General features: G+C 69.1%; 21 protein-coding genes. 18 read left to right on the top strand and 3 right to left on the bottom strand.

Annotation, left to right across the window (positions count from 1 at the left end; all coding sequences use genetic code 11):
- Window positions 1–168: 168 nt before the first annotated feature.
- Window positions 169–1,059, bottom strand: a complete 891-nt coding sequence (locus tag ABWV53_RS18620) for a LysR family transcriptional regulator (protein WP_353367630.1) — start codon at window positions 1,057–1,059, stop codon at window positions 169–171.
- 108 nt (window positions 1,060–1,167) lie between these two features.
- Here ABWV53_RS18620 and ABWV53_RS18615 point away from each other — a divergent pair, with 108 nt between their 5' ends.
- From ABWV53_RS18615 to ABWV53_RS18590, 6 genes are all read left to right on the top strand, one after another.
- Window positions 1,168–2,295, top strand: a complete 1,128-nt coding sequence (locus ABWV53_RS18615; protein ID WP_353367629.1) for a TauD/TfdA family dioxygenase — start codon at window positions 1,168–1,170, stop codon at window positions 2,293–2,295.
- 145 nt (window positions 2,296–2,440) lie between these two features.
- A complete protein-coding gene (locus tag ABWV53_RS18610) occupies window positions 2,441–3,394 on the top strand; it encodes a Bug family tripartite tricarboxylate transporter substrate binding protein (RefSeq protein WP_353367628.1) in 954 nt (317 codons plus the stop codon).
- Window positions 3,391–4,290, top strand: coding sequence for an isocitrate lyase/PEP mutase family protein (locus ABWV53_RS18605; RefSeq protein ID WP_353367627.1), 900 nt, complete (start codon window positions 3,391–3,393; stop codon window positions 4,288–4,290). The genes ABWV53_RS18610 and ABWV53_RS18605 overlap by 4 nt, the downstream gene beginning before the upstream one ends.
- Window positions 4,291–4,720: 430 nt before the next feature.
- Window positions 4,721–5,950 carry a phosphoglycerate dehydrogenase gene (serA, locus tag ABWV53_RS18600; protein WP_353367626.1) on the top strand — a complete coding sequence of 410 codons (1,230 nt, stop codon included), beginning with the start codon at window positions 4,721–4,723 and terminating at the stop codon, window positions 5,948–5,950.
- Window positions 5,951–6,143: 193 nt separating this feature from the next.
- On the top strand, window positions 6,144–10,058 hold the full coding sequence (locus tag ABWV53_RS18595; RefSeq protein WP_353367625.1) for a DUF3683 domain-containing protein: 3,915 nt from the start codon (window positions 6,144–6,146) through the stop codon (window positions 10,056–10,058).
- Window positions 10,058–10,489 carry an HIT family protein gene (locus ABWV53_RS18590; protein ID WP_353367624.1) on the top strand — a complete coding sequence of 144 codons (432 nt, stop codon included), beginning with the start codon at window positions 10,058–10,060 and terminating at the stop codon, window positions 10,487–10,489. The genes ABWV53_RS18595 and ABWV53_RS18590 overlap by 1 nt, the downstream gene beginning before the upstream one ends.
- Window positions 10,490–10,546: 57 nt before the next feature.
- Here ABWV53_RS18590 and ABWV53_RS18585 read toward each other — a convergent pair whose 3' ends face one another.
- A complete protein-coding gene (locus ABWV53_RS18585) occupies window positions 10,547–11,611 on the bottom strand; it encodes a GGDEF domain-containing protein (RefSeq protein WP_353367623.1) in 1,065 nt (354 codons plus the stop codon).
- 197 nt (window positions 11,612–11,808) lie between these two features.
- Here ABWV53_RS18585 and ABWV53_RS18580 point away from each other — a divergent pair, with 197 nt between their 5' ends.
- The 11 genes from ABWV53_RS18580 to nudB all read left to right on the top strand — a co-directional run bounded on the left by ABWV53_RS18580 (window position 11,809) and on the right by nudB (window position 22,345).
- Window positions 11,809–12,237: a gamma-butyrobetaine hydroxylase family protein gene (locus ABWV53_RS18580; RefSeq protein ID WP_353367622.1), complete on the top strand. Its 429-nt coding sequence runs from the start codon at window positions 11,809–11,811 to the stop codon at window positions 12,235–12,237.
- 91 nt (window positions 12,238–12,328) lie between these two features.
- Window positions 12,329–13,060 carry a bifunctional demethylmenaquinone methyltransferase/2-methoxy-6-polyprenyl-1,4-benzoquinol methylase UbiE gene (gene ubiE, locus ABWV53_RS18575; RefSeq protein ID WP_353367621.1) on the top strand — a complete coding sequence of 244 codons (732 nt, stop codon included), beginning with the start codon at window positions 12,329–12,331 and terminating at the stop codon, window positions 13,058–13,060.
- Window positions 13,061–13,100: 40 nt separating this feature from the next.
- Window positions 13,101–14,144, top strand: coding sequence for a Tim44 domain-containing protein (locus ABWV53_RS18570; protein WP_353367620.1), 1,044 nt, complete (start codon window positions 13,101–13,103; stop codon window positions 14,142–14,144).
- A gap of 87 nt (window positions 14,145–14,231) precedes the next feature.
- The gene (locus tag ABWV53_RS18565; protein WP_353367619.1) at window positions 14,232–14,810 is read left to right on the top strand and encodes a ubiquinone biosynthesis accessory factor UbiJ; all 579 of its coding nucleotides are present in this window, start codon (window positions 14,232–14,234) and stop codon (window positions 14,808–14,810) included.
- Entirely contained in the window at window positions 14,807–16,372 is a 1,566-nt protein-coding gene (gene ubiB, locus ABWV53_RS18560) for a ubiquinone biosynthesis regulatory protein kinase UbiB (protein WP_353367618.1), read from the top strand. Before ABWV53_RS18565 ends, ubiB begins: the two co-directional genes overlap by 4 nt.
- A gap of 79 nt (window positions 16,373–16,451) precedes the next feature.
- Window positions 16,452–17,900 (top strand): high affinity choline transporter 1, encoded by a 1,449-nt coding sequence (locus ABWV53_RS18555; protein ID WP_353367617.1) that lies wholly within the window; start codon window positions 16,452–16,454, stop codon window positions 17,898–17,900.
- A 101-nt stretch (window positions 17,901–18,001) separates the two neighbouring features.
- On the top strand, window positions 18,002–18,307 hold the full coding sequence (locus tag ABWV53_RS18550; RefSeq protein ID WP_353367616.1) for an FmdB family zinc ribbon protein: 306 nt from the start codon (window positions 18,002–18,004) through the stop codon (window positions 18,305–18,307).
- 45 nt (window positions 18,308–18,352) lie between these two features.
- On the top strand, window positions 18,353–18,973 hold the full coding sequence (locus tag ABWV53_RS18545) for a DUF502 domain-containing protein (RefSeq protein WP_353367615.1): 621 nt from the start codon (window positions 18,353–18,355) through the stop codon (window positions 18,971–18,973).
- Window positions 18,974–19,058: 85 nt separating this feature from the next.
- Window positions 19,059–20,873, top strand: a complete 1,815-nt coding sequence (gene aspS, locus ABWV53_RS18540; protein ID WP_353367614.1) for an aspartate--tRNA ligase — start codon at window positions 19,059–19,061, stop codon at window positions 20,871–20,873.
- Between the two features lie 121 nt (window positions 20,874–20,994).
- The gene (locus ABWV53_RS18535) at window positions 20,995–21,834 is read left to right on the top strand and encodes a CsgG/HfaB family protein (protein ID WP_353367613.1); all 840 of its coding nucleotides are present in this window, start codon (window positions 20,995–20,997) and stop codon (window positions 21,832–21,834) included.
- 16 nt (window positions 21,835–21,850) lie between these two features.
- Window positions 21,851–22,345: a dihydroneopterin triphosphate diphosphatase gene (nudB, locus tag ABWV53_RS18530; RefSeq protein WP_353367656.1), complete on the top strand. Its 495-nt coding sequence runs from the start codon at window positions 21,851–21,853 to the stop codon at window positions 22,343–22,345.
- 118 nt (window positions 22,346–22,463) lie between these two features.
- Here the strand turns inward: nudB and ABWV53_RS18525 are convergent, their stop codons facing one another.
- A complete protein-coding gene (locus tag ABWV53_RS18525; protein WP_353367612.1) occupies window positions 22,464–24,239 on the bottom strand; it encodes a response regulator in 1,776 nt (591 codons plus the stop codon).
- A 311-nt stretch (window positions 24,240–24,550) separates the two neighbouring features.
- On the opposite strand from ABWV53_RS18525, the gene clsB reads away from it, so the two are divergent.
- Window positions 24,551–25,804, top strand: a complete 1,254-nt coding sequence (gene clsB, locus ABWV53_RS18520) for a cardiolipin synthase ClsB (RefSeq protein WP_502903935.1) — start codon at window positions 24,551–24,553, stop codon at window positions 25,802–25,804.
- Window positions 25,805–25,817 lie beyond the last annotated feature (13 nt).

The raw sequence follows: 25,817 nt of genomic DNA, 5'->3' as shown, positions 1-25,817 counted from the left end.
GTGACAAAGTGCGAACGTTCGTGCGCAGTCCCCGTACCGCTGGGGGGAATTGCCGCAACGAGAACGGGCGTTTGCTGCGGCGCACCATCCCGAGTCGCGAGGCAGCAATCCGCAGCGGCGCGCCTCGATGGGCCGGGCGTGGTCCCATCACACCAGTGAGCGGCGTCTTTACGTCCTGCCTTTCAGCCCCGCCACCTTCAACTGCACTTCGAGCCGCTCGCGCAACACCGCGATCGCGCGGTCGTCGTCGTCGGCCTTCCGGGTGACGAGCGTGAGCTCCATCACCGGCGCGTTGCGGCCGAGCTTCACTTCGCGCACCGGGTACGCGCCACAGAGGGCCGCGTCGAGCAGGTGGATGATCGACACGCCCAGCCCCCCGCTGACCATCGCGATGATGGCCGCCGCCGAGTCGAGCTCGAAGGCGCTGCGCTTGTCGGGCACGAGCGAGAGCACGTGCCGCGCCGCCATGGCGCCGGTCACGGCCGAGCGGTCGTACCGGATCCAGTCGTGGCGGCGCAGCAGCGCGGTCGGCGTGGCCTCCTGGGCACCCGGCGGGGCGATCAGCACCAGCTCGCGGCGCGCGAGCGGCCACCACCGCAACTGCTCGCTGCCGCCCTTGCCGGGCAGGGCGACGACGGCCGCGTCCAGGTGCCCGGCCTTGACGTCCGCGATGAGTCCGGTGCTGCGGCCGCGCACCGGCCGCACCGTCAGCCGCGGATGCTGCGCCCGCAGGGCCGACAGCGTGCCGGGCAGCAGCGAGGGCAGCAGCGACTCCAGCACCCCCAGCCGCACCGTGCCGTCGATCGCGATGCTGGGGCGCCGCCGCAGGCCGTCGAGCTTTTGCAGGCCGCCGCGCATGGCGCCGGCCACGTCGAACGCCGACACGCGCGGGCGCACCTGGGGGCCGGACCGGTCGAAGAGCGGCTGCCCCAGGTAGCGCTCCAGCTGCTTCATCTGCATGCTCACCGCGCTGGGCGTGAGGTTCATCTGCACGGCGGCGCCGGCGAAGCTGCCGGTGCGCAAGACCGCGTCGAGGGTGGCGAAGGCTTCGATCTTCATCAAAATCCTTGATGTCTTTCTTGAATTTTCATCGCTTTTTGTTGATCCATGACAAACCTAGACTGCAGGCCAGAGATCAACCGCATGCCTGCGGACAAGGAGACACGCATGAACGCCCCCGAATTCAAGCCCCGCGCCTGGCTGGCCGCTGACGTGGAACGAGACAGCTCGTGGATCATCCGGATGACGCCGGAAGAAGTTGCGGGCTTCGACGACGCGTTGCAGCACGCGGTCGCGTTGAACAAGCCGCTTCTGGCCATGACGGCGGAAGACTTCCCGTTGCCCGAGGCGTCGCGCCGCGTGCTGGCCCGCGCCATCGACTCGACGCAGGGCCGCTGGGGCATGTGCCTGCTCAAGGGCTTTCCGGTCGACCAGTGGACGGAAGCCGAGACGCGCCTGGCCTACTGGGGCATGGGCCTCTACATGGGCGTGGGGCGCACGCAAAACCGCGCCAGCGAAATCATCAACGACGTGCGCGACACGGGCGCCAGCTACAAGGTCAAGGGCGGCCGGGGCTACAACACCAACGCGGGCCTGGACTTCCACCAAGACTCGTGCGACGTGGTGGCCCTGCTGTGCCGGCGCACCGCCAGGTCGGGCGGCACCAGCAAGGTGATCAGCTCCATCGCCCTGCGCGACGAAGTCGAGCGCCTGCGCCCCGACCTGATCCCGGTGCTGCAGCAACCCTGGTTCCACACCTATCAGAACACGCAGGACCCGACGCAGCCCCCTTACTACCGCTGCCCGATCCTGGGCGACGACCCGACCTACTTCACCGTGCGTACCAACCGCAAGAACATCGACGCGGCGCAGCGCGACTTCGAGGACGTGCCCCGCCTTTCGCCCGAGCAGACGGAAGTGCTCGACCTGTTCGACCAGCTCATGCCCAGCGACAGGCTCTGCTATTCGATGGAGCTCGAGCAGGGCGACCTGCAGTTGCTCAACAACTACGTCACCCTGCACTCGCGCACGCCGTTCGAGGACTTCGAAGACCCCGACCAGAAGCGCCACCTGCTGCGCCTGTGGCTGTCGGTGCCGTCCTCGCAGCCGCTGCCCCCGCAGTGGGAGGAGTATTACGGCGACGTGCGCGCGGGCGCGGTGCGCGGCGGCGTGCGCGGCAGCGCGATCACGCAGGAATTCCTGGACTATGAAGAGCGCCAGGCCCGGGCGTTGGGCATGACCTGGCGCAAGTGGCGGCCGCTCGTCACCCGCGAGGCGGCGACGGCGACCCTCTGATGCGCCGCGAAGGCACGGCGTGGCCGCGCCTTTTGCACGTGACCCCAGCGGGCGCACGACCCGCGGTCCCCCCTCTACCCCGGCCAGGTTGCCGGCTGCGGCCGCAGCGCCGGCACACGACACGCACAACCAGGAGACACCCCCCATGATCGATAGACGCAAGTCGCTGCTGGCCCTGGCCGCAGCCACCCTCGCCTTCGGCGCGCACGCGCAGAACACCGTGACCCGCATCCTGGTGGGCGCCACGCCCGGCGGCGGCACCGACATCGTCGCGCGCGCGCTGGCTCAGGAACTCTCCACCCGGTTGGGCCGGCAGTTCATCGTGGACAACCGCCCCGGCGCGGCCGGCAACATCGCGGCGCAGGCCGTCGCGCAGGCCAAGCCGGACGGCAGCACGCTGCTGCTCTCCTACACCAGCCACGTGATCAACCCCACGCTCTACGGCAAGCTGCCCTTCGACCCGGTGAACGACTTCACGCCGCTGGCGGGCATCGCGTCGCTGCCGGCCATCCTGGTGGCGCGGCCCAACTTCCCGGCGGGCAACATGCGCGAGTTCATCGACGTGGCCAAGGCCCACCCGGGCAAATACAACATGGCGATCGCGGGCCTGGGCAGCGCCAACCACCTGGCCGGCGAATCGCTCAAGCTCGACGGCGGCATCGACATCACCGGCGTGCCCTACAAGGGCACCGGTCCCGCGTTGCAGGACGTGGTCGCAGGGCAGATCGACCTGGTCATCTCGGGCGTCGCGAGCGTGCAGCAGTTGCTCAAGGCCGGCAAGGTCAAGGCGCTGGGCGTGACCAGTGCCAGGCGCGTGGCCGAGTTCCCCCACATCGGGCCGGTGGCCGACGTGATCCCCGGCTTCGACTTCAGCTCGTGGTACGGCCTCTTCGGCCCCGCGGGCATGGATGCGGCCGAGGCCGAGAAGATCTCGGCCGCCGCCCGCGCGGCGCTGCAGTCGCCCGCCATGCGCGAGCGATTCGCGCACGAAGGGCTGATCCCGATGGGCACCGGCCGCGCCGAATTCACCGCGTTCGTCAAGTCCGAAATCCCCCGCTGGGGAAAGATCGTGACCGCCACCGGAGCCAAGCCCGAATGAATGCACCCGCCACCCGCCGTCCTTCATTGCGCGAACGCCTGGCCGAACCGCGCCCGCTGCTGGCGCCGGGCGTGTACGACGCTCTCACCGCACTGTTGGCCGAGCAGGCTGGCTTCGAGGCGCTCTACCTCTCGGGCGGCGCGGTCGCGTACACGCAGCTCGGCCGCTCGGACGTGGGGCTCACCACCGCGAGCGAGACCGCCGACGTGCTCGCTCGCATCACCGACCGCGTGCGCCTGCCGGTCATCGTCGACGGCGACACCGGCTACGGCAACGCGCTCAACGTGCAGCGCACCGTGCGCGACTTCGAGCGCGCCGGCGCCGCGATGATCCAGCTGGAGGACCAGGACTTTCCCAAGCGCTGCGGCCACCTCGCCGGCAAGTCGCTGGTGTCCACCGCCGAGATGCAGGGCAAGCTGCGCGCCGCGCTGGATGCGCGGCAATCGCGCGAGACGCTGATCCTCGCGCGCACCGATGCGGTGGCGGTCGAAGGCGTGGAGGCTGCGTTCGCGCGGGCCGAGGCCTACCTCGAATGCGGTGTCGACGCGCTCTTCATCGAAGCCCTGCGTTCGCGTGAGCAGATGCAGGCGGCCTGCGACCGGTTTGCCGGCCGCGTGCCGCTGCTGGCCAACATGATCGAAGGCGGGCAGACGCCCGTCTCGAGCGCGGCCGACCTGGGCCGGGTGGGCTTTCGCATCGTCATCTTCCCCGGCGGCACGGCGCGCTGGGTGGCGGCCGGACTGCAGCACTACTTCGCCACGCTGCGGCAAGACGGCACCACCGCCGCCGTGCAGGACCGCATGCTGAAGTTCGACGAACTCAACGGCGTGATCGGTACGCCCGAGCTGCTGGCCCTGGGCGAGGGCTATGCGGCCGAGGCGCAGGCGCGGCGCTGAGGGGCGGCGCCGTCGCCAGGGCCCACCGCGGCGCGTGCGGGCAGTCACGCTTCATACGGCAATCTGCCCAGGCGCACAGTGGCGCGCCGCCCCGGCACCCGCCACGTGATGGCTGCAACCCGGTAAGGGCAATTGCTGCGATGCACAATCAGCCCAGGAGCGTGCACGGACAGCTGCCAGCACGAGCCCAGCCTTGTCGGCACTTGCCAGCCTTTGCGGGCACTGCCAGCATCGCCAGCCCCTTCCAGTCCGTGCCAGCCCTTGCCGCCCGGTTCCGGCTTCATGGGCCGGGCTTGGGATCGTCGAAGCCCGGGCTCGCTCACAAGCGGGTCGATGAGCCCGTCGACAGATTCCAGGCCCGAGCCCACGAGCTGTTTCGATACTGCGATCACCGGGCGCGTTTCACCTCCTTTTTGAAAGCTTCATCGCCATGGCCAAGACGTCTCTCGACAAAAGCAAGATCAAGTTCCTGTTGCTGGAAGGCATCCACCCCTCCGCGGTGGAGGTGCTGCGCGGTGCCGGGTACACCCAGGTCGAGCTGGTGTCGGGCGCGCTGGAAGGCGAGGAGCTCAAGCGCCGCATCGCCGACGTGCATTTCCTCGGCATCCGCTCGCGCACGCAGCTGACGGCCGACGTCTTCGCCCACGCGCACAAGCTGGTGGCCGTGGGGGCGTTCTGCATCGGCACCAACCAGATCGACCTGGACGCCGCTCGCGAGCGCGGCATCGCCGTCTTCAACGCGCCGTATTCCAACACCCGCTCGGTGGCCGAGCTGGTGCTGGCCGAGGCCATCCTGCTGCTGCGCGGCGTGCCCGAGAAGAACGCCGTGGCGCACCGCGGCGGCTGGCTCAAGAGCGCCGAAGGCGCCTACGAGATCCGCGGCAAGACGCTGGGCATCGTGGGCTACGGCTCCATCGGCACGCAGCTGTCCGTGCTGGCCGAAGGGCTGGGCATGCACGTCGTCTTCCACGACGTGATCAACAAGCTGCCGCTGGGCAACGCCCGGCAGGCGCCGTCGCTGCAGGCGCTGCTGGCGCAGAGCGACATCGTCAGCCTGCACGTGCCGGAGCTGCCCTCCACGCAGTGGATGATCGGCGCCGCCGAGATCGCCGCGATGAAGCCCGGCGCCATCCTGCTCAATGCCTCGCGCGGCACGGTGGTGGACATCGATCCGCTGGCCGAGGCCCTGCGCGCCAAGAAGCTGCTGGGCGCCGCCATCGACGTGTTCCCGGTCGAGCCACGCTCGAACAAGGACGAGTTTGTCAGCCCGCTGCGCGGCATGGACAACGTCATCCTGACGCCGCACATCGGCGGCTCCACGATGGAGGCACAGGCCAACATCGGCCTGGAGGTGGCCGAGAAGCTGGTCAAGTACAGCGACAACGGCACGTCCATCACGTCGGTGAACTTCCCCGAGGTGGCGCTGCCCGCCCACCCCGGCAAGCACCGCCTGCTGCACATCCACCGCAACGTGCCGGGCGTGCTGTCGGCCATCAACCAGGTGTTCGCCGACAACCACATCAACATCGCCGCGCAGTACCTGCAGACCAACGAGAAGGTGGGCTACGTGGTGATCGACGTGGACGCCGTCTCGTCCGACCTGGCGCAGGACAAGCTGGCCCAGGTACCTGGCACCATCCGCAGCCGCGTGCTGTTCTGATGCTATTTATTTGATAGCTATAGGCCCTTGTCTGGTGGACGCTGGCGCCTGATTCGATGCGAAAAGCCGGCGCGGGCCGCTGCTCGGCGTGCCCGGTGCCTGGCCGGCGGCGGGCGGCCCGGGCGGGCAGCGATTAAAATCCCGTCCCCCGAGGCACGACGGGCGCGCCCTGCGCCCTACCCAGGTTGACCCCATGAATGTTCCGATAGCGTTGGCTGCCTTGCAGACGCAGGCCGCCGAGCCCGCCCGTCTGCGCGAGATTCCCTACAACTACACCTCGTTTTCCGACCGGGAAATCGTCATCCGCCTGCTGGGCGCCGCCTCCTGGGACGTGCTGGACCAGTTGCGCCGCGAGCGCCGCACGGGCCGCTCCGCCCGCATGCTGTACGAGGTGCTGGGCGACATCTGGGTCGTGCAGCGCAACCCCTACCTGCAGGACGACCTGCTGGACAACGAAGGCCGCCGCAAGGCGCTGGTGGATGCCCTGCAGCACCGCCTGGCCGAGATCGGCAAGCGCCGCACCCCGGGCGAGGACGAAGAGCGCGACCGCCTGGTCGGCCAGCTGGTCGATGCCGCCCGCCGCGCCATCGCCGAGTTCGACGCCACTTTCGTGGAAGCGGCGCAACTGCGCCGCCAGGTGCAGAAGCGCCTGGGCCGCCACACGGCCAAGGACAACATCAAGTTCGACGGCCTCTCGCGCGTGTCGCACGTGACCGACGCCACCGACTGGCGCGTCGAATACCCGTTCGTGGTGCTCACGCCCGACACCGAGGCCGAGATGGCCGCGCTGGTCAAGGCCTGCATCGAGCTGGAACTGACCATCATCCCGCGCGGCGGCGGCACCGGCTACACCGGCGGCGCCATTCCGCTGACCTGGCGCAGCGTGGTCATCAACACCGAAAAGCTCGAAGCCATGACCGAGGTGGAGATGCTGCGCCTGCCGGGCATGGGCCACGAGGTGGGCACCATCTGGACGGAAGCCGGGGTGGTAACCCAGCGCGTGGCCGACGCGGCCGAGCGCGCGGGCTTCGTCTTCGCGGTCGATCCGACCAGCGCCGAGGCGTCCTGCATCGGCGGCAACATCGCCATGAACGCGGGCGGCAAAAAGGCCGTGCTCTGGGGCACGGCGCTGGACAACCTGGTCAGCTGGCGCATGGTGACGCCCGAGGCGCAGTGGCTGGAAGTCACGCGCCTGGACCACAACATGGGCAAGATCCACGACGTGGAGACGGCCACCTTCGAGCTGCAGTACTTCGAGGCCGACGGCAGGACGCCGATCCGCACCGAGCAACTGGCGATTCCCGGCCGCACCTTCCGCAAGGAAGGCCTGGGCAAGGACGTGACCGACAAGTTCCTTTCGGGCCTGCCGGGCATTCAGAAGGAAGGCTGCGACGGCCTCATCACCAGCGCCCGCTGGGTGGTGCACCGCATGCCGGCGCACACCCGCACCGTGTGCCTGGAGTTCTTCGGCAACGCCAAGGACGCCGTGCCCTCGATCGTCGAGATCAAGGACTTCATGTTCGCCGAGCAGAAGCGCTCGGGCGTGCTGCTCGCGGGCCTGGAGCACCTGGACGACCGCTACCTGAAAGCCGTGGGCTACGCCACCAAGAGCAAGAAGCACGGCGGCGGCCTGCCCAAGATGGTGCTGTTCGGCGACATCGCGGGCGACGACGCCGACGCGGTGGCGCGCGTGACCAGCGAAGTGGTGCGCATTGCCAATTCACGCGCGGGCGAGGGCTTCATCGCCATCAGCCCCGAGGCGCGCAAGAAGTTCTGGCTCGACCGCAAGCGCACGGCCGCCATCAGCCGCCACACCAACGCCTTCAAGATCAATGAAGACGTGGTGATCCCGCTGCCGCGCATGGCCGAATACACCGACGGCATTGAGCGCATCAACATCGAGCTGTCGCTGCGCAACAAGCTCAAGCTGTGCGACGCGCTGGAAGACTTCTTCCTGCGCGGCAACCTGCCGCTGGGCCGCCAGGACGATGCGCACGAGATCCCCTCCGCCGAATTGCTGGAAGACCGCGTGGCCCAGGCCGTGGCGTTGATCGGCGAGGTGCGGGCGCTCTGGGCCGGCTGGCTGCGCGACGTGGAAACGCTGTTCCCGCAGCTGCAGGACCACACACTGCGCGCCAGCTGGAAGACGCAGCTGCGCGAGCCGCTGGCCAAGATCTTCGCCGGTGCCGCTTTCCAACCCATCATGGACGAGGCGCAGGCCATCCACCAGCGCGTGCTCAAGGGCCGCGTGTGGGTGGCGCTGCACATGCACGCGGGCGACGGCAACGTGCACACCAACCTGCCGGTCAACAGCGACGACTACGACATGCTGCAGACCGCGCACGAGGCGGTGGCGCGCATCATGGTGCTGGCGCGCAGCCTGAACGGCGTGATCTCGGGCGAGCACGGCATCGGCATCACCAAGCTCGAATTCCTGACCGACGACGAACTGCGGCCCTTTGCCGACTACAAGCGCCGGGTGGACCCGCAGGGCCGCTTCAACAAGGGCAAATTGCTACGAAATCAGGAGCATCCTGCGCAGGAGGGACGGGCGCCAGCGGCCGTTTCGGCCCGTGAATCGCTGATGTATTCGGACCTGACCAATGCCTACACGCCCAGCTTCGGGCTGATGGGGCACGAGTCGCTGATCATGCAGCAGAGCGACATCGGCGCCATCGCCGATTCGGTCAAGGACTGCCTGCGCTGCGGCAAGTGCAAGCCGGTGTGCGCCACCCACGTGCCGCGCGCCAGCCTGCTCTACAGCCCGCGCAACAAGATCCTGGCGACCTCGCTGCTGGTCGAAGCCTTCCTCTACGAAGAGCAGACGCGCCGGGGTGTGTCGATCAAGCACTGGCAGGAATTCGAGGACGTGGCCGACCACTGCACCGTCTGCCACAAGTGCTACACGCCGTGCCCGGTCAAGATCGACTTCGGCGACGTGACCATGAACATGCGCAACCTGCTGCGCAAGATGGGCAAGAAGACCTTCCGCCCGGGCAACGCGCTGGCCATGGGCATGCTCAACGCCACCAACCCGGACACCATCAAGCTGATGCGCACGGCCATGGTGGACGTGGGCTTCAAGGCCCAGCGCATGGCCGTCGATCTGCTGCGCGGCTTCGGCCGCAAGCAGACCGCGCATCCGCCCGCCACGGTGGGCACGGCGCCGGTCAAGGAACAGGTCATCCACTTCATCAACAAGAAGCTGCCCGGCGGCCTGCCCAAGAAGACGGCGCGCGCGCTGCTGGACATCGAGGACAAGGACTACGTGCCCATCATCCGCAACCCGGCCGCCACCACGGCCGAGACGGAGGCGGTGTTCTACTTTCCCGGCTGCGGCTCCGAACGCCTGTTCTCGCAGGTCGGTCTGGCGACGCAGGCCATGCTCTGGCATGCGGGCGTGCAGACCGTGCTGCCGCCGGGCTACCTGTGCTGCGGCTACCCCCAGCGCGGCAGCGGCCAGTTCGACAAGGCCGAGAAAATGATCACCGACAACCGGGTGCTGTTCCACCGCGTGGCCAACACGCTGAACTACCTGGACATCAAGACGGTGGTGGTCAGCTGCGGCACCTGCTACGACCAGCTGCAGGGCTACCAGTTCGACAAGATCTTCCCGGGCTGCCGCATCATCGACATCCACGAATACCTGCTCGAAAAAGGCATCCAGCTGCAAGGCAAGGGCGCCTATCTCTATCACGAGCCCTGCCACAGCCCGATGAAGCAGCAGGACTCGATGAAGACCGTCAAGGCGCTGGTGGGCGACCAGGTGGTCAAGAGCGAGCGCTGCTGCGGCGAATCGGGCACGCTGGGCGTCACCCGGCCCGACATCTCCACGCAGGTGCGCTTCCGCAAGGAAGAAGAGATCAGGAAGGGCGAAGCGAAGCTGCGCGCCAGCGGCGCCGTCGCCCCGCAGGAGAACGTGAAGATCCTCACCAGCTGCCCCAGCTGCCTGCAGGGACTGAACCGCTACCAGGACGACCTGCAAAACGGCCTGCTCGAAGCCGACTACATCGTCGTCGAGATGGCGCGCGAGATCCTCGGCGAGAACTGGATGCCCGAATACGTGCAGCGCGCCAACGCGGGCGGCATCGAGCGGGTGCTGGTCTGATGGCCTCGGCCTGTCCGCTGTGCGGGGGCGACGGCGGCACGCTGGTCTGGCGCGGCAAAGAGCTGCGCGTCATTCGCGCCGAGGAAGCGGGCTTTCCCGCCTTCTACCGCGTGGTCTGGAACGCGCACGTGGCGGAGTTCTCCGACCTGTCCGCGCCCGAGCGGCTGCTCTGCATGGAAGCCGTGACCGCGGTGGAGCAGGTGCTGCGCACTGCGCTGCAGCCGGACAAGATCAACCTGGCGGCGCTGGGCAACATGGTGCCGCACCTGCACTGGCACGTGATCGCGCGCTTCGCGTGGGACAGCCACTTCCCCTCGCCCGTCTGGGCGGCGCCCCAACGCCCGGGCGACCCGGCGCGGCTGGCGCAGGTGGCCGCGCGGTTGCCGCAGGTGGAGCAAGCCCTGCGCAGCCAGCTCGATCGCCTGGTGTAGGTCACGCGTCGACGGTCTCCCCCGCGAGATCGTCGGCACGTGTGGGGCGGCGGCCCTTCAGCCGGCGCCGCTGCCGGCGACCGTCACGCGGTCGCGCCCGCACTGCTTGCTGCGGTAGAGCGCTCCGTCGGCCCGCGCGATGGCGCTGGACAGCGACTCGTCGCCCCGCACCTCGCACACGCCCAGGGAGAGCGTCGCGCGCAGCGGCGCGCCCGCGTGGGGCGTGGCGTGGGCTGCCATCGCGGCGCGAAGGCGCTCGGCCACCGATTGCGCGGCCTGCGCGGACGTGTCCGGCAGCAGCACCAAGAATTCCTCTCCGCCCCAACGCGCCACCAGGTCCTGCGGCCGGCTGGCGCTGCGCAGCAGGCCGGCCGTGCTCGCCAGCACCTGGTCGCCCGCATCGTGGCCGTGGCGGTCGTTGATCTGCTTGAAGTGGTCGATGTCCGCGATGACCAGCGCCGTGGGCCGGCCTGCGGCGCGCGCCCGGGCCAGGACCTGCTCGGCGTGCGCGATCAGGCTGCGGCGATTGGACAGGCCCGTCAACGGATCGGTGGCCGCCTGGGCCTGCAGCTGCCCCTCTGCCCGCCGCACCGTGGCGTAGTAGAAGCGGGCCGTGTACGCCGCCATGCAGAACACTACGGCCACGTTGAAGCCGTGCACCACGGCCAGGCCGTGGCCGGTGAGCGGCGCCTGGGCGCCTGCATGCTGCGACAGCGCATGCAGCCCGAGGTAGAACCCGAACAGCACCAGCAGGAGCAGGGCCGGCCGCGTCAACTGGCGGTCGCTGACGGTGATGGCGGGAATGAACATCAGCAGGTAGTAGTGAAAGCCGCTGTCCCAGCCAATGAGCCAGGTGCCGAGCGCGGCATGGCACGTCACCTCCATCCAGATCAGCAGCAGGGCGGCGCTGTTGGCGCGGCGCAGCAGCAGCCAGTACGCGGCGGCGTAGAGCGCCATGCTCAGCACGTTGAGCCAGGCCAGCAGGGGCGAGCCCAGCACCAGGAACAGCGGCAAAAACGCCAGGTCCACCCCGGCCGCCATCACGGTGACGCGCCGCGACATGATCCAGAACGCCTTGTGCGCGAGGTTGGCCTGCACCGCGGAAGGGGAGGTCGCTTGCATGAACGAGTGCTTTGAATTGCTTTGCAAACAAAGGTAACCGCGATGGCCGGAGGGGTCAATGCCGGCCTATGCCGCCACGCCGGCCGGGCGTGTCCCCACACGGCCGATGTGCGAGCTGCGGTGGGACAATGCGGGCGGCTCCCTTTCCCGTTCCCTTTTCCCGAGCCACTTCCACATCAAGGACAGGTGCAATCTCCATGGCAGGTTTGACCGCAGGCGCTCCCACGCCGCAATCGATCACGGTGCACGGCGCCTCGCGCGTGCTGGAAGTGGCGTTCTCCGACGGTGCGGCGTTCCGCATCCCGTTCGAGCTGATGCGCGTCTATTCGCCCTCGGCGGAAGTGCAGGGCCACGGCCCCGGGCAAGAGGTGCTGCAGACCGGCAAGCGCGACGTGACGCTGGTGTCGCTGGAGCCGGTGGGCAACTACGCGGTCAAGCCCACGTTCTCCGACGGGCACGACAGCGGCATCTTTTCCTGGGACTATCTCTACCAGCTCGGCCGCGAAGAGTCGGCGCTCTGGGCCGACTACACGGCGCGGCTCGCGGCGGCCGGCGTGGACCGCGACGCGCCCATGGCGCCCAAGCCTGCCGCCGGCCATTCGCACGGCCACGGCTGCGGGCACTGAAGGCGCCGTTTCAACCTGCAAGCGACAGATGCCCCAGGCCCCCAGGGGGTTGTCGCTGTACGCCCCCCGGGCCGGCGCCTAACATCGGGGCATGAGCACCACGCATTTCGGTTTCCAATCGGTCGACGAGCAGGACAAGGCGCGCCACGTGCGCGGCGTCTTCGATTCCGTCGCCTCCAAGTACGACGTCATGAACGACCTGATGTCGGCGGGCCTGCATCGCGCCTGGAAGGCCTCCACGGTGATGGTCGCCAACCTGCGCGAAGGCAGCCAGGTGCTGGACATCGCGGGCGGCACGGGCGATCTGGCCCGCGCCTTCGCCCGCAAGGTCGGCGCCACGGGCCGGGTGGTGCACACCGACATCAACGAGTCCATGCTGCGCGTCGGCCGCGACCGCCTGATCGACGAGGGCCTGGTGCTGCCCACGCTGGTCTGCGACGCGGAGCGCCTGCCGTTTCCCGACGCGCATTTCGACGTGGTCAGCGTGGCCTTCGGCCTGCGCAACATGACCCACAAGGACGTGGCCATCGCCGAGATGTGCCGCGTGCTCAAGCCCGGCGGCCGGCTGCTGGTGCTCGAGTTCTCCAAGGTCGCCAAGCCGCTCGAGAAGGCCTACGACTGGTACTCCTTCAAGGTGCTGCCGCGCTTGGGCAAGCTGGTGGCCGGCGACGACGCCAGCTATCGCTACCTGGCCGAGTCGATCCGCATGCATCCGGGGCAGGAGGAACTCAAATCCCTCATGCAACAAAATGGCTTTGGACATGTGGACTATCACAACATGACTGGCGGAATGGTGGCCCTGCATGTTGGAATCAAGTGCTGACCCGCGCGCGCGGGTGCGATAAAGATCAACAGGAGATGACATGATGAAACTCTGGTCCGTGGTTCTGGCCGCGATGCTCGTCGTCGCGCATGGCGATGCGGACGCCAAGCGCATGGGCGGCGGCAAGTCGCTGGGCAAGCAGTCCAGCAACGTCACGCAGCGCGAGTCCGCGACGCCGCCCGCCACGCCGGGCGCGCCCGCGCAGAACGTCACCAACAACGCCGCCGCGGCCAAGCCCGCGACGCCGGCGGCCGCCGCGCCTGCCGCCGCGCCCAAGAAGCCCTGGGGCGCCATGCTGGGCGGCCTGGCGGCCGGCCTGGGCCTGGCCTGGCTGGCCCACTCGCTGGGCATGGGCGAGGCCTTCGGCCAGTTCCTGCTGATCGCCCTGATGGTGGCGGCAGTGGCGGTCGTGATCGGCCTGGTCATGCGCTCGCGCAAGTCGGCCAGCGCGCCGCAGGCCCGCTCGCCGTTCGCCTTCCAGGGCGCGGCGGCCGGTGGCGGCTCCGCGTCGCCCGCCGACGCGCAGGTGCCGCGCCAGTACAGCCCGTCCAACGTCGGCAACGATGCGTCCGCCCGCCCCTGGGAGCGCGGCACGATGGCCTTCGATTCGTCGCGCCAGGCGGCCGCAACCGGCGCCGCCGGTGCCTCCGGCGTGGTGATCGGCTCGGCCCTGGCGGGTTCGCAGAACTGGGGCGTGCCGGAAGGCTTCGACACGCAGGGCTTCCTGGCCGCGGCCAAGCGCAACTTCACCACGCTGCAGGCCGCCTGGGACAGCTCCGACATCGGCACGCTGCGCTCGATGATGACCGACAGCATGCTGGAGGAGATCCGCACCCAGCTGCGCGAGCGCGAATCGCACCGCGACGCCAACCAGCCCAATCACACCGAGGTCGTCATGCTCGAGGCGCAGCTGCTGGGCATCGAAGACTTGGGCGACGGCTACATGGCCAGCGTCGAGTTCTCCGGCATGATCCGCGAGGAAGCCTCGGCCGGCCCGAGCCCGTTCCGCGAAGTCTGGAACATGACCAAGCCCAAGAGCGGCTCCAGCGGCTGGCTGGTGGCGGGCGTGCAGGCGCTGCAGTGACCGTCTGACGGCGCGCTGCGATGGCCGTGGGGCAGTGGGGTCAAAGCCCGCATGCGCCGCGGCCAGTTCAGGGAATAATCGGGGACTATGGCAACACAGTCCCCTTTTTCGTTCCTGGACGGTCTTTTCGAACGCCTCGCCAGTGGTCCGCAGCCGCCGCAATGGCTGGTTCACGAAGTGCAGCACCGGGGCGTGCTGTTTCTGAACCACGTGCTGATGCAGGAACCCCAGGCGATGGAGCGGCTGGCCCGCCAGCGTGGAAGGGTGGCCCACGTGCAATGGCGCGCCTATTCGGTGGCGCTGCTGATCACGCCGGCCGGCTTGCTCGACCTGGCCCCCGCCGGGGCCACGCCCGATCTGCGGCTCGAGATTACCGAAACTTCCCCCCTGTCGCTGGCCCAGACCGCGCTGCGCGGTGACAAGCCCACCATCCGCATCGAAGGCGACGTGCAGCTGGCGGCCGAGATCAACTGGCTGGTGGACCACGTGCGCTGGGACGTCGAGGAAGACCTGGCGCGGGTGATCGGCGACGCTCCCGCACACGCCGTGGGATCGGTGGCGCGCCGCGTGGCGCAGGCGCTGCGCAACTTCGTGGGCTCCCGCATGGCGGCGGGCACCGGCACCGGCACGGCTGCATCCGCCGGCAGCGACAGCACCGCGCCATGAGCCGGTATTTCCGCGGCTTCACCATCGTCTGGGTGGCGCTGCGCTACGGCCTGGACGAGCTGGTGCTCACCAGCTTCCAGAAGCCCTGGCTGCGCCTGCTGGCGCGCACGATCTCGATGGGGCGCGACCTGCGCGCGCCGCGCGGCCAGCGGCTGCGCGAGGCGCTGGAAAGCCTGGGGCCGATCTTCGTGAAGTTCGGACAGGTGCTGTCCACCCGCCGCGACCTGCTGCCGCCCGACATCGCCGACGAGCTGGCCCTGCTGCAGGACCGCGTGCCGCCCTTCGATTCGAAGATCGCCATCTCGACCATCGAGAGGGCCTTCCGGCGCCGGGTGGACGAGGTGTTCGTGGCGTTCGACCCGGTGCCCATCGCCAGCGCGTCGATCGCGCAGGTGCACTTCGCCGTGATCCGCGACCGCCAGGGGCAGGAGCGCGAGGTGGCGGTGAAGGTGCTGCGCCCGGGCATGCTGCCCATCATCGAGAACGACCTGGCGCTGATGCGCATGATGGCCGGCTGGGTGGAGAGCCTGTCGGCCGACGGCAAGCGGCTCAAGCCCCGCCAGGTGGTGGCCGAGTTCGACAACTACCTGCACGACGAGCTGGACCTGGTGCGCGAGGCCTCCAACGCCGCCCAGTTGCGCCGCAACATGCAGGGGCTGGAGCTGGTCGAGATCCCGGAGATCTTCTGGGACTTCTGCCACTCCGACGTGCTGGTCATGCAACGCATGAAGGGCGTGCCCATCAACCAGATCGAGCGCCTGCGCGCCGCCGGGGTGGACATCCCGAAGCTCGCGCGCGACGGCGTGACCATCTTCTTCACCCAGGTGTTCCGCGACGGGTTCTTCCATGCCGACATGCACCCCGGCAACATCCAGGTCAGCCTGGAGCCCGAGACGTTCGGCCGATACATCTCGCTGGACTTCGGCATCGTCGGCACGCTGACCGAGTTCGACAAGGAATACCTGGCGCAGAACTTCACGGCCTTCTTCCGCCGCGACTACAAGCGCGTGGCCGAACTCCACATCGAAAGCGGCTGGGTGCCGGCCACCACCCGGGTCAACGACCTGGAAGGTGCCATCCGCGCCGTGTGCGAGCCGTACTTCGACCGCCCGCTCAAGGAAATCTCGCTGGGCATGGTGCTGATGCGGCTCTTCCAGACCTCGCGCCGCTTCCATGTCGAGATCCAGCCGCAGCTGGTGCTGCTGCAAAAGACGCTGCTCAACATCGAGGGGCTGGGCCGGCAGCTCGACCCGGAGCTCGACCTCTGGAGCACGGCCAAGCCGTTCCTGGAGAAGTGGATGCTCGAGCAGATGGGCCCGCAGCGCCTGTGGCACGAGCTGAAGGCGGAGGCGCCGCACTTCGCCAAGATGCTGCCCGAGCTGCCCCGCCTGCTGCACGCCTATCTGCGCCACCGCCCGCACGAGACCCAGCGCGAGCTCAAGGAGCTGCTGGAGAGCCAGAAGCAGACCAACCGCCTGCTGCAGGGGCTGGTCTACGGTGGCCTGGGTTTTGCATTGGGGCTGCTGGCCATGCAGTTGCTGGTTCGCGTGCGCATCTTCTGACGGCTCCGCGCACCCGCCTCACCCGTTCCCTCCCGTCCTTCGACGCCACCCACCACTTCGCGACATCGAGGAGCATGCCGTGCTGTTGACCCTGGTCATTGCCTATCTGTTGATCACCATCGCCATCGGCCTGGTCGCCGCCCGGCGGGTCAACAACACGACGGATTTCGCCATCGCCGGGCGGAATCTGCCGATGTTCATGATCATCACCACGACCTTCGCCACCTGGTTCGGCTCGGAGATCGTGCTGGGGGTGCCGGCGAAGTTCATCGAAGGCGGGCTGCGCAACGTGGTCGAAGACCCGTTCGGCGCCGGCATGTGCCTGATCCTGGTGGGTCTTTTCTTCGCCGGCAAGCTCTACCGCATGACGCTGCTGACCATCAGCGACTACTACCGCGAACGGTACGGCCGCGTGATCGAGGTGGCCTGCTCGCTCATCATCATGCTGAGCTACCTGGGCTGGGTGTCGGCGCAGGTGACCGCGCTGGGCCTGGTGTTCAACCTGCTGTCGGGCGGGGCGCTGAGCATTCCCGTGGGCATGACCATCGGGGTGGTGTCCATCCTGGCCTATACGCTCTTCGGCGGCATGTGGTCGGTGGCGGTGACCGACTTCCTGCAGATGATCATCCTCGTGGTGGGCCTGCTGGTGCTGGCCTTCTTCGCGGGCGACATGGCGGGCGGCGCCGGCAAGGTGATCGATCTGGCGGTGAGCCGCGATCTCTTCAAGTTCCTGCCCGAGCCGACCCTCCACGACATCGTGTTCTTCTTCGCGGCGGCCATCACCATCATGCTGGGTTCGATCCCGCAGCAGGACGTGTTCCAGCGGGTGATGTCTGCCAATTCGGTCAAGGCCGCGACGCGGGGCACGGTGATCGGCGGCAGCGCCTACATCCTGTTCGCCTTCGTGCCCATGTTCATGGTGGTGAGCGCGCTGATCATCATGCCCGAGCGCGCCCAGGAGCTGCTGGCCGAAGACCCGCAGAAGGTGCTGCCCACCCTGGTGATGGAGAAGATGCCGTTCATCATGCAGGTGCTGTTCTTCGGCGCGCTGCTCTCGGCCATCAAGTCGTGCGCGTCGGCCACCCTGCTGGCGCCCAGCGTCACCTTCACCGAAAACATCTGGCGCCAGTTCCGCCCCGCCGGCAGCGACCGCGAGAACCTGCTGACCATGCGCATCAGCGTGCTGGTGTTCAGCATCGCAGTGCTGGCGTACTCCATCCGCATGCAGGGCACGCCGATCTACGAGCTGGTGTCCGGCGCCTACCAGGTGCCGCTGGTCGGCGCCTTCGTGCCGCTGGTGGCGGGGCTCTACTGGAAGCGCGCCAGCACCCAGGGCGCGGTCTGCGCGGTGGTGATGGGCATCGGCGTCTGGGTCGCCGGGCTGACCATGGCGTGGGGCGCGGTGTTCCCGGCGCAGCTGGCCGGCGTGCTGGCCGCGGGCCTGGGCATGGTGGCCGGCTCGCTGCTGCCGCAGTGGCTGACCGACACGCGCACGCCGCATCGGCTGCTGCCTGAGGGCACGGGCTGAGAACGTCAACCTTCTGGGCCCGCCCGGAGCGCAGGGCGGCGCGGCGACGGCGCCACCTATAATCGCCGGTTTTGCATTCTTCGCCCCGCGCCGAGCATCCGATGCCAATCTATGCCTATAAATGCGGCTCCTGTGGTCATGCCAAGGACGTGCTGCAAAAAATGTCCGACCAGCCCCTCACCGTGTGCCCTGCCTGCGGCGCCGAGGCGTTCTCCAAACAGCTGACGGCCGCGGGCTTCCAGCTCAAGGGATCGGGCTGGTACGCCACCGACTTCAAGAACAGCGGCAGCGCGCCCAGTCCCGCGGCCCCGGCTGCCGCCACGGGCGATGCCGCCCCGGCCACGCCGGCTGCCGCACCTGCACCCGCCGCATCCGCCGCTCCTGCCGCCAGCCCCGCTGCGGCCTGACGCGTTTTCGCCCCGCCCATCCCCCCACACACTGCGTCTGCCCGAATGTCTGCTTTGCGCAAATGGTTGTTGACCGGCCTGCTGGTCATCGTGCCCGGAGTCATCACGGCCTGGGTACTGAACTGGATCGTCAGCACGCTCGACCAGACCCTGCAGATCCTGCCGATCTCCTGGCAGCCGGACCGGCTGCTGGGCTTCCACATTCCCGGCTTCGGCGTGCTGCTCACGCTCGCCATCCTGCTGGTGGTGGGGGCGCTGGCCAGCAACTTCGCCGGCCGCAAGCTGGTGGAGTGGGGCGATTCGCTGGTCAGCCGCATCCCGGTGGTGCGCTCGATCTATTCCAGCGTCAAGCAGGTGTCGGACACGCTGTTCTCGGAAAGCGGCAACGCCTTTCGCACCGCCGTGCTGGTGCAGTGGCCGCGCGAGGGCGTGTGGACGGTGGCCTTCGTCACCGGCACGCCCAGCGGCGAGGTGGCCGGCTATCTTCGCGACGAATTCGTCAGCGTCTACGTGCCCACCACGCCCAATCCCACGGGCGGCTACTTCGTGATCCTGCGCAAGAGCGACTGCATCGAGCTGGACATGAGCGTGGACTCCGCCTTGAAGTACATCGTCTCGATGGGTGTGGTGGCGCCACCGGACCCGGTCGTGCCCGAAGCCAAGTAAGCCCTTTTGTTGCCGTGCGTCCCGACCGGGGGCGCCTGGAAAAACCCTTGTCGCGCCGATCCCGGCGCAGGAAGACTGAAATCCCATGGCCATGCGTTCCCACTACTGCGGTCTCGTCACCGACGCCCTCCTGGGCCAAACCGTCACCCTCGCGGGCTGGGTGAACCGCCGGCGCGACCACGGCGGCGTGATCTTCATCGACCTGCGCGACCGCGAAGGCTCGGTGCAGGTGGTGTGCGACCCCGACCGTGCCGACATGTTCAAGACCGCCGAAGGCGTGCGCAACGAGTTCTGCGTGCAGATCAAGGGCCTGGTGCGCGCCCGCCCCGAGGGCACGACCAACGACAACCTCAAGAGCGGCAAGATCGAGGTGCTGTGCCACGAGCTGAACGTGCTCAACCCCTCGGTCACGCCGCCCTTCCAGATCGACGAGGAGAACCTGTCGGAGACCACGCGCCTCACGCACCGCGTGCTGGACCTGCGCCGTCCGTACATGCAGAACAACCTGATGCTGCGCTACCGCGTGTCGATGGAGGTGCGCAAGTTCCTTGACGCCAACGGCTTCGTCGACATCGAAACCCCCATGCTCACCAAGAGCACGCCCGAAGGCGCGCGCGACTACCTGGTGCCCAGCCGCGTGCACGACGGCCAGTTCTTCGCGCTGCCGCAGTCGCCCCAGCTCTTCAAGCAGCTGCTGATGGTGGCCGGCTTCGACCGCTACTACCAGATCACCAAGTGCTTCCGCGACGAAGACCTGCGCGCCGACCGCCAGCCTGAATTCACCCAGATCGATATCGAAACGTCGTTCATGGAAGAGCAGGACATCCGCGACATGTTCCAGGGCATGATCAAGACGGTGTTCCAGAACACGCTGGGCGTGGACCTGGGCGAGTTCCCGGTCATGACGTACCAGGACGCGGCCTACCGCTACGGCTCCGACAAGCCCGACCTGCGCGTGAAGCTCGAATTCACCGAGCTGACCGAGGTGATGAAGGACGTGGACTTCAAGGTCTTCTCCGGCGCCGCCAACATGAAGGGCGGCCGCGTGGTGGCCCTGCGCGTGCCCGGCGGCGCGCGTGACGCCGGCGGCCTCTCGCGCGGCGAGATCGACGGCTACACCGAGTTCGTGAAGATCTACGGCGCCAAGGGCCTGGCCTACATCAAGGTCAACGAACTGGCCAAGGGCCGTGATGGCCTGCAATCGCCCATCGTGAAGAACATCCACGACGCGGCCATCGCCGAGATCCTCAAGCGCACCGGCGCGCAGGACGGCGACCTGCTGTTCTTCGGCGCCGACAAGGAAAAGATCGTCAACGACGCCATCGGCGCGTTGCGCATCAAGATCGGCCACAGCGAATTCGGCAAGAAGAACGGCCTCTTCGAAGACCGCTGGGCGCCGCTCTGGGTGGTGGACTTCCCGATGTTCGAGCACGACGAGGAAAACGACCGCTGGGTCGCCGTGCACCACCCCTTCACCGCTCCCAAGGACGGCCACGAGGACTACATGGTCACCGCGCCCGAAAAGTGCATCTCCAAGGGCTACGACATGGTGCTGAACGGCTGGGAAATGGGCGGCGGCTCCGTTCGTATCCACCGCGCCGACGTGCAGCAGAAGGTGTTCGACGCCTTGAAGATCACGCCCGAGGAAGCCCAGCAGAAGTTCGGCTTCCTGCTGGACGCGCTGCAGTACGGGGCGCCTCCGCACGGCGGCCTGGCGTTCGGCCTGGACCGCATCGTCACGCTGATGACCGGCGCCGAGTCCATCCGCGACGTGATCGCCTTCCCCAAGACCCAGCGCGCCCAGTGTCTGCTGACCCAGGCACCGAGCCCGGTGGACGAAAAGCAGCTGCGCGAGCTGCACATCCGCCTGCGCAACCCCGACGCCGTGAAGGCCGCCTGACGCTGCCGCCCGCGCCGATGTGCCGGGCGGGCGGACACGAGAGCGGCAGGAGCGCCATGTTCCTGCCGCTTTTTTCATGCCCCTTTTCCATGCTGTTCCCCGCCATCGCAAGGTGACCCGAATGCGGACGATTCCTCCTCGACTCCCTGCGGCGCCGCTGGCGCTGGCGGTGCTGGCCGCTGCGGCCCTGCTGGCCGGCTGCGGCGAAAAGAAGACCGAACTGGGCCAGGGCGGCTCGGTCGTCACCGGCTCGGCCGGGCCCCAGGGCGCGCAGAACGCCTCGCGCGAGCTGGTGCGTTGCGATGCGCCGGTGGCCACGCTGGCGCTGGCCGAGAACCCGAACGGCTACGTCATGTCCTCGCAATACCAGCTGCCGCCGTCGCCCGTGCCGCTGGTCAAGCTGCTGGCGCAGCAGAGCGGGTGCTTTCGGGTGGTGGACCGGGCCGCCGGCCTGCGCGGCACGGTGCAGGAGCAGGACCTGAAGGAAGCCGGCGTGCTGCGGTCCGACTCGACGGTGAAGAAAGGCCGCGGCTACGAGGCGCAGTTCACGCTCACGCCCAGCCTCACCTTCAGCGAGCAGGACGCGGGCCGGGGGCTGGCCGGCGTGATCGCCATGATTCCGGTGCTGCGCGACATCGCCGGCCTGGCGGGGCTGGTGGAACAGGTGAAATTCAAGGAAGCGCAGACCGCGCTGCTGCTGTCCGACAACGAGACCACCGAGCAGGTGGCGGCCGCGACCGGCTCGGCGCGTTCCACCGACCTGGGCGTGGGCGGGCTGGTGTTCGGCAGGCTCGGCGGCGCGGCGGGCGCGGGCTGGAGCAACACCAACGAGGGCAAGGTGATCGCCGCCGCCTTCCTGGACGCCCACAACCAGCTCGTCGCCCAGGTGCGCACCCTGCAGGCGAAGGAGCTGCCGCCGCAGGTGCCCACGCGTGGCCGCCAGCCGGCGGCGGGTGGCTGAGCGGCGCGGCCAGGCGATGACCGGCGGCGCGGCGCCTTTCAAGATTCCCGAATCCGTGCTGGTGGTGATCCACACGCCCGCCTGGGAGGTGCTGCTGATCCGCCGGGCGGGCGACGACGACCACTGGCAGTCGGTCACCGGCAGCAAGGACTGGCCCGAGGAACCCTTCGAGGCGACGGCCCGCCGCGAGGTGATGGAGGAAACCGGCATCGACACCCGGGCGCCCGGCTGCCTGCTGACCGACTGGGCGCTGGAGAACGTCTACGACATCTGGCCCCAGTGGCGCCACCGCTATGCGCCGGGCGTGGTGCGCAACCGCGAGCGGCTCTTCGGCCTGCGCGTGCCGGCCGGCACGCCCGTGCGGCTCAACCCGCGCGAACACCTGCGCTGGCGCTGGCTGCCGTGGCGCGAAGCCGCCGACGCCTGCTTCTCGCCCTCGAATGCCGAGGCCTGCCTGCTGCTGCCGCGTTTCAGCCCGCGGGCCGGCGGTGAGGCCGCCGGTCCGCTGTAGCGATTAAATTCCACGTGCTTTCGGGCTCTGGCGCTTGATGTGCCTGGGCCTTATGCTATCGAATATATAGCTAATTTTGGGTTCGGCCCCGCCGGCGATGCGCAGCGGCCGCCCGGCTTCAAGCGGCCGGCCGCAGCTGCAACGCCGCCAGCGCCCCGAGCGGGTCGGCCGCCTCGGCCGGCGCTGGCGCGGGGGCGGGTGCGCTCGGCCCGGGCGCCTGGTGGGCCGGCGCCGTCCGGCGGGCCGATGCGTCGGGCGCCGTGCGGGTGCGCAGCACCAGCTCGCCGGCCTTGCGCTGGCTGCCTTCGCCCAGCACGGCGCGGGGGGCGGCGGCGCCGCACGACAGCCGCAGCTGGTCGATGCGGGCCTGGTAGTCGTCCGCGTCGGCGATGCGGGCGGCGTGCCGGGTCAGCATCTGCTGGGCGATGTCCAGCAGCTTGGTGTTGAGCGTGGCCTGCACGCGCGCGAGCAGCAGCTGGACGGCGCCGGCATGGTCGCCGCCCAGGCTCTGCGCCACCGCCGTCTCGGCCGTCTTGTTGACCTGCGAGAGGCAGTCGCGCAGGGTCTGGGCGTGCTCGGGGTGCATCTGGCAGGCATTGGCCAGCAGTTCGGTCAGGCCCCGGGTGTTGGTGAAGCGCAGGCCGATGGCCAGCACCCAGCCCGGCCCTTCCGGCAGGGCGATCGAGGTGGCGGCCAGCACCGACAGCAGGGCCGCCATGTTGCAGGCGGCCTCGAAATCGAATTCGCTGTCCAGCACGTCCTGGCCCAGCAGCCGCACGCTGGCCACGGCCTGCACCACCTGGCGCTGCTGGATCTGCTGCAGCGCCCGCACCACGGCCTGGAAGCGCAGGATGCGGCGGCTGTCCGGATGCCGGTCGATGATGCGCAGGAAGTCGGCCATGCACCGCTCCACGCCCTTGCGGTCGTTGCTGGCGAAATACTGGAACGCCAGCAGCACCAGCGACTGGTAGTCGAAGAGCTTGGAGTCGATGCCCAGGATGGCCGCGCGCGCCAGGGCCTTGGCGGCGGTCTCGCGGTCGCCCATGTAGTGGGCCATCATGCCCAGCTTCTGCAGCCGGGCGATGGAGTCGGGCGTGATGCTGCTGGCCAGGCGGTAGGTGGCGAGCGCCTCGTCGAACTGGCCGGTCTCGACCTGGGCGCGCCCCAGCACGTCATAGGCGTCGGCGAACGAGGCGTCGTCGCCCAGCAGCCCCTGCAGCGTGGTGATGGAGCGGGGCGCCTGGCCCGACTCCAGCTGTGCGCGGGCCACGCCCAGCCGCGCCCAGGGCAGGGCGCGGGTCTCGATCACCGCCTCGAACAGCGTGCGGGCGGCGTCGTGGCGGCCCAGCCGCAGCAGCAGCTCCGAGCCGATGCGGGCGGCGTACAGCCAGTAGGGCCGGCGCTGCTCGAACCGCTCCACGCACAGCGCGGCCGCGCCCTCGAAGTCTTCACGCCCGATGGCCTCGAAGATGGGCTGCAGGTGCACCTTGCGCAGGCGGGCGCTCGAGAGGCGCTCGAACATCGTGCTGGGAGTGAAGGGCTTGAGCAGGTAGCCGTCCAGCGCCGACTCGGCCGCCTCGGCGACGGCGGCGTAGGACGCCTCGGCCGTGACCATGAAGAACACGGTGGAAAAGGGCAGCAGCTGCGCGCGGCGGAGGTCGTCCAGCAGTGTCTGGCCCGACTGGCCCTCGGCGAAATACTGCTCGCACAGCACGTAGTCGAACACCGTGTGTTCTAGCCGCGACCGCGCGTCCTGCACCCGGCTGCACTGCATCACCCGGGTCACGCCGTACTCGCGCAGCTGCGACACGAGGATGCTGCGCGACGTGGCGTTGCCGTCGATGACCAGCGCCCGGGTCTCGGGGCCTGGCGTGGCAGAGTAGGTGAGGTTCATGGCGGGCGGCAGACGCGGGACTGCCGCAAGTTGGATGCCACAGTGTAGGGAAAGCCGGGCCTTGCGGATACAGGTGGATACGTCTGTTCCACAAAAGGTGTATTGCCGGCCCCGGGTCGCGGCTGCGACACAATCGCCGCCATGCTGCTTTCTGCCCCGTCGCTGTGCACCTGCGCCCCACCTTCGTACCGCGGGGTGCGGCAGCGCGCCCTGGCGTGGTGCCTGCAGGGGCGGGGCCGGCGGGCTGCGCGGGCCGTCCGGTCCGGCGTGCCGGGCGCGGCGGGGGGCCGGCCGTGAACGCGGCGGGCGACGTGCCGCGCCGCGCCCGCACCTTCCTGCGCCGCCGCCAGGCCGCGCCGGTGTGCAGCGACCACCGCATCGACCTGCTGCAGGGCGCGGGCGAATTCTTCGACGCGTTGATCCGCGACATGGACGCCGCGCTCTCCGACATCCAGTTCGAGACCTACATCTTCGACTGCACCGGCGCCGGCTCCCGCGTCGCCGAGGCCTTCATCCGGGCGGCCCAGCGCGGCGTGCGGGTGCACGTGGCGGTGGATGGGGTGGGCTGCATGGGCGGGCTGCCCTCGCCCTGGCCGGAACGGCTGGCCGAGGCGGGCGTGCAGTGGCAGGTGTATTCGGCGCCCGGGCGCTTCGGCCTGCTCTGGCCCAAGCGCTGGCGGCGGCTGCACCGCAAGCTCTGCGTCATCGACGGCTGCGTGCTGTATTGCGGCGGCATCAACGTGCTGGACGATTTCCACGACCCCAACCACGGCGCGCTGCAGGCGCCCCGCTTCGACTTCGCGGTGCGCGTGGTGGGCAGCCTGGTGGCCGAGGCCAGCGACACCATGGAGCAGCTCTGGTGGCGCATGCGGGCCGTGCGCGACGCCCGGCGGCACCGGCTGGGCGACGCGCTGGCCGACCTGCGGGCCGCCAGCGCCGCCCGCGTGGCGGCCGCGCACGAGGCGCGCCAACCCCAGGGCATGCGCGCCATGCTGGTGCTGCGCGACAACGTGCGCCACCGCTCGCGCATCGAGCAGGCCTACCTGCGCGCCATCGGCACGGCCCGGCACGAGATCATCATCGCCAACGCCTACTTCATGCCGGGCGCCAAGCTGCGCCGCGCCCTGGTGCTGGCCGCGCGCCGGGGGGTGCGGGTGCGGCTGCTGCTGCAGGGGCGCTACGAATACTTCATGCAGTACCACGCGGCGCGGCCGGTCTACGGCGTGCTGCTGGAGGCCGGCGTGGAGATCCATGAGTATTCGCCCAGCTTCCTGCATGCCAAGGTGGCGGTGGTCGACGCCGAGGGCGAGCACCCGTGGGCCACGGTGGGTTCGTCCAACCTCGATCCGCTCTCCATGCTGCTGGCGCGCGAGGCCAACGTGGTGGTGGAAGACGCCGCCTTCGCGCAAGACCTGCGCGGCCGGCTGGTGCACGCCATGGCGCATGCGGGCGAGCAGCTGGGCCCGGCCTGCTACGCCGGCCGCCCGCTGCGCCAGCGGCTGCTGGACCGCGTGGCGTTCGCGCTGATGCGGGCCGCGCTCTGGGTGACGGGCCACCGCTACTGATACGGGCCGTTTG

The sequence above is a fragment of the Acidovorax sp. FG27 genome (genome assembly GCF_040365715.1).
Lineage (GTDB): Bacteria > Pseudomonadota > Gammaproteobacteria > Burkholderiales > Burkholderiaceae_C > Paracidovorax.
This window is presented reverse-complemented; position numbering and strand designations above follow the sequence as displayed.

What these genes read in the sequence shown, in the direction of transcription:
- ABWV53_RS18620 (WP_353367630.1), bottom strand. Translation starts at nt 1,059, where the DNA reads ATGAAGATCGAAGCCTTCGCCACCCTCGACGCGGTCTTGCGCACCGGC.
- ABWV53_RS18615 (WP_353367629.1), top strand. Translation starts at nt 1,168, where the DNA reads ATGAACGCCCCCGAATTCAAGCCCCGCGCCTGGCTGGCCGCTGACGTG.
- ABWV53_RS18610 (WP_353367628.1), top strand. Translation starts at nt 2,441, where the DNA reads ATGATCGATAGACGCAAGTCGCTGCTGGCCCTGGCCGCAGCCACCCTC.
- ABWV53_RS18605 (WP_353367627.1), top strand. Translation starts at nt 3,391, where the DNA reads ATGAATGCACCCGCCACCCGCCGTCCTTCATTGCGCGAACGCCTGGCC.
- serA (WP_353367626.1), top strand. Translation starts at nt 4,721, where the DNA reads ATGGCCAAGACGTCTCTCGACAAAAGCAAGATCAAGTTCCTGTTGCTG.
- ABWV53_RS18595 (WP_353367625.1), top strand. Translation starts at nt 6,144, where the DNA reads ATGAATGTTCCGATAGCGTTGGCTGCCTTGCAGACGCAGGCCGCCGAG.
- ABWV53_RS18590 (WP_353367624.1), top strand. Translation starts at nt 10,058, where the DNA reads ATGGCCTCGGCCTGTCCGCTGTGCGGGGGCGACGGCGGCACGCTGGTC.
- ABWV53_RS18585 (WP_353367623.1), bottom strand. Translation starts at nt 11,611, where the DNA reads ATGCAAGCGACCTCCCCTTCCGCGGTGCAGGCCAACCTCGCGCACAAG.
- ABWV53_RS18580 (WP_353367622.1), top strand. Translation starts at nt 11,809, where the DNA reads ATGGCAGGTTTGACCGCAGGCGCTCCCACGCCGCAATCGATCACGGTG.
- ubiE (WP_353367621.1), top strand. Translation starts at nt 12,329, where the DNA reads ATGAGCACCACGCATTTCGGTTTCCAATCGGTCGACGAGCAGGACAAG.
- ABWV53_RS18570 (WP_353367620.1), top strand. Translation starts at nt 13,101, where the DNA reads ATGATGAAACTCTGGTCCGTGGTTCTGGCCGCGATGCTCGTCGTCGCG.
- ABWV53_RS18565 (WP_353367619.1), top strand. Translation starts at nt 14,232, where the DNA reads ATGGCAACACAGTCCCCTTTTTCGTTCCTGGACGGTCTTTTCGAACGC.
- ubiB (WP_353367618.1), top strand. Translation starts at nt 14,807, where the DNA reads ATGAGCCGGTATTTCCGCGGCTTCACCATCGTCTGGGTGGCGCTGCGC.
- ABWV53_RS18550 (WP_353367616.1), top strand. Translation starts at nt 18,002, where the DNA reads ATGCCAATCTATGCCTATAAATGCGGCTCCTGTGGTCATGCCAAGGAC.
- ABWV53_RS18545 (WP_353367615.1), top strand. Translation starts at nt 18,353, where the DNA reads ATGTCTGCTTTGCGCAAATGGTTGTTGACCGGCCTGCTGGTCATCGTG.
- aspS (WP_353367614.1), top strand. Translation starts at nt 19,059, where the DNA reads ATGGCCATGCGTTCCCACTACTGCGGTCTCGTCACCGACGCCCTCCTG.
- ABWV53_RS18535 (WP_353367613.1), top strand. Translation starts at nt 20,995, where the DNA reads ATGCGGACGATTCCTCCTCGACTCCCTGCGGCGCCGCTGGCGCTGGCG.
- nudB (WP_353367656.1), top strand. Translation starts at nt 21,851, where the DNA reads ATGACCGGCGGCGCGGCGCCTTTCAAGATTCCCGAATCCGTGCTGGTG.
- ABWV53_RS18525 (WP_353367612.1), bottom strand. Translation starts at nt 24,239, where the DNA reads ATGAACCTCACCTACTCTGCCACGCCAGGCCCCGAGACCCGGGCGCTG.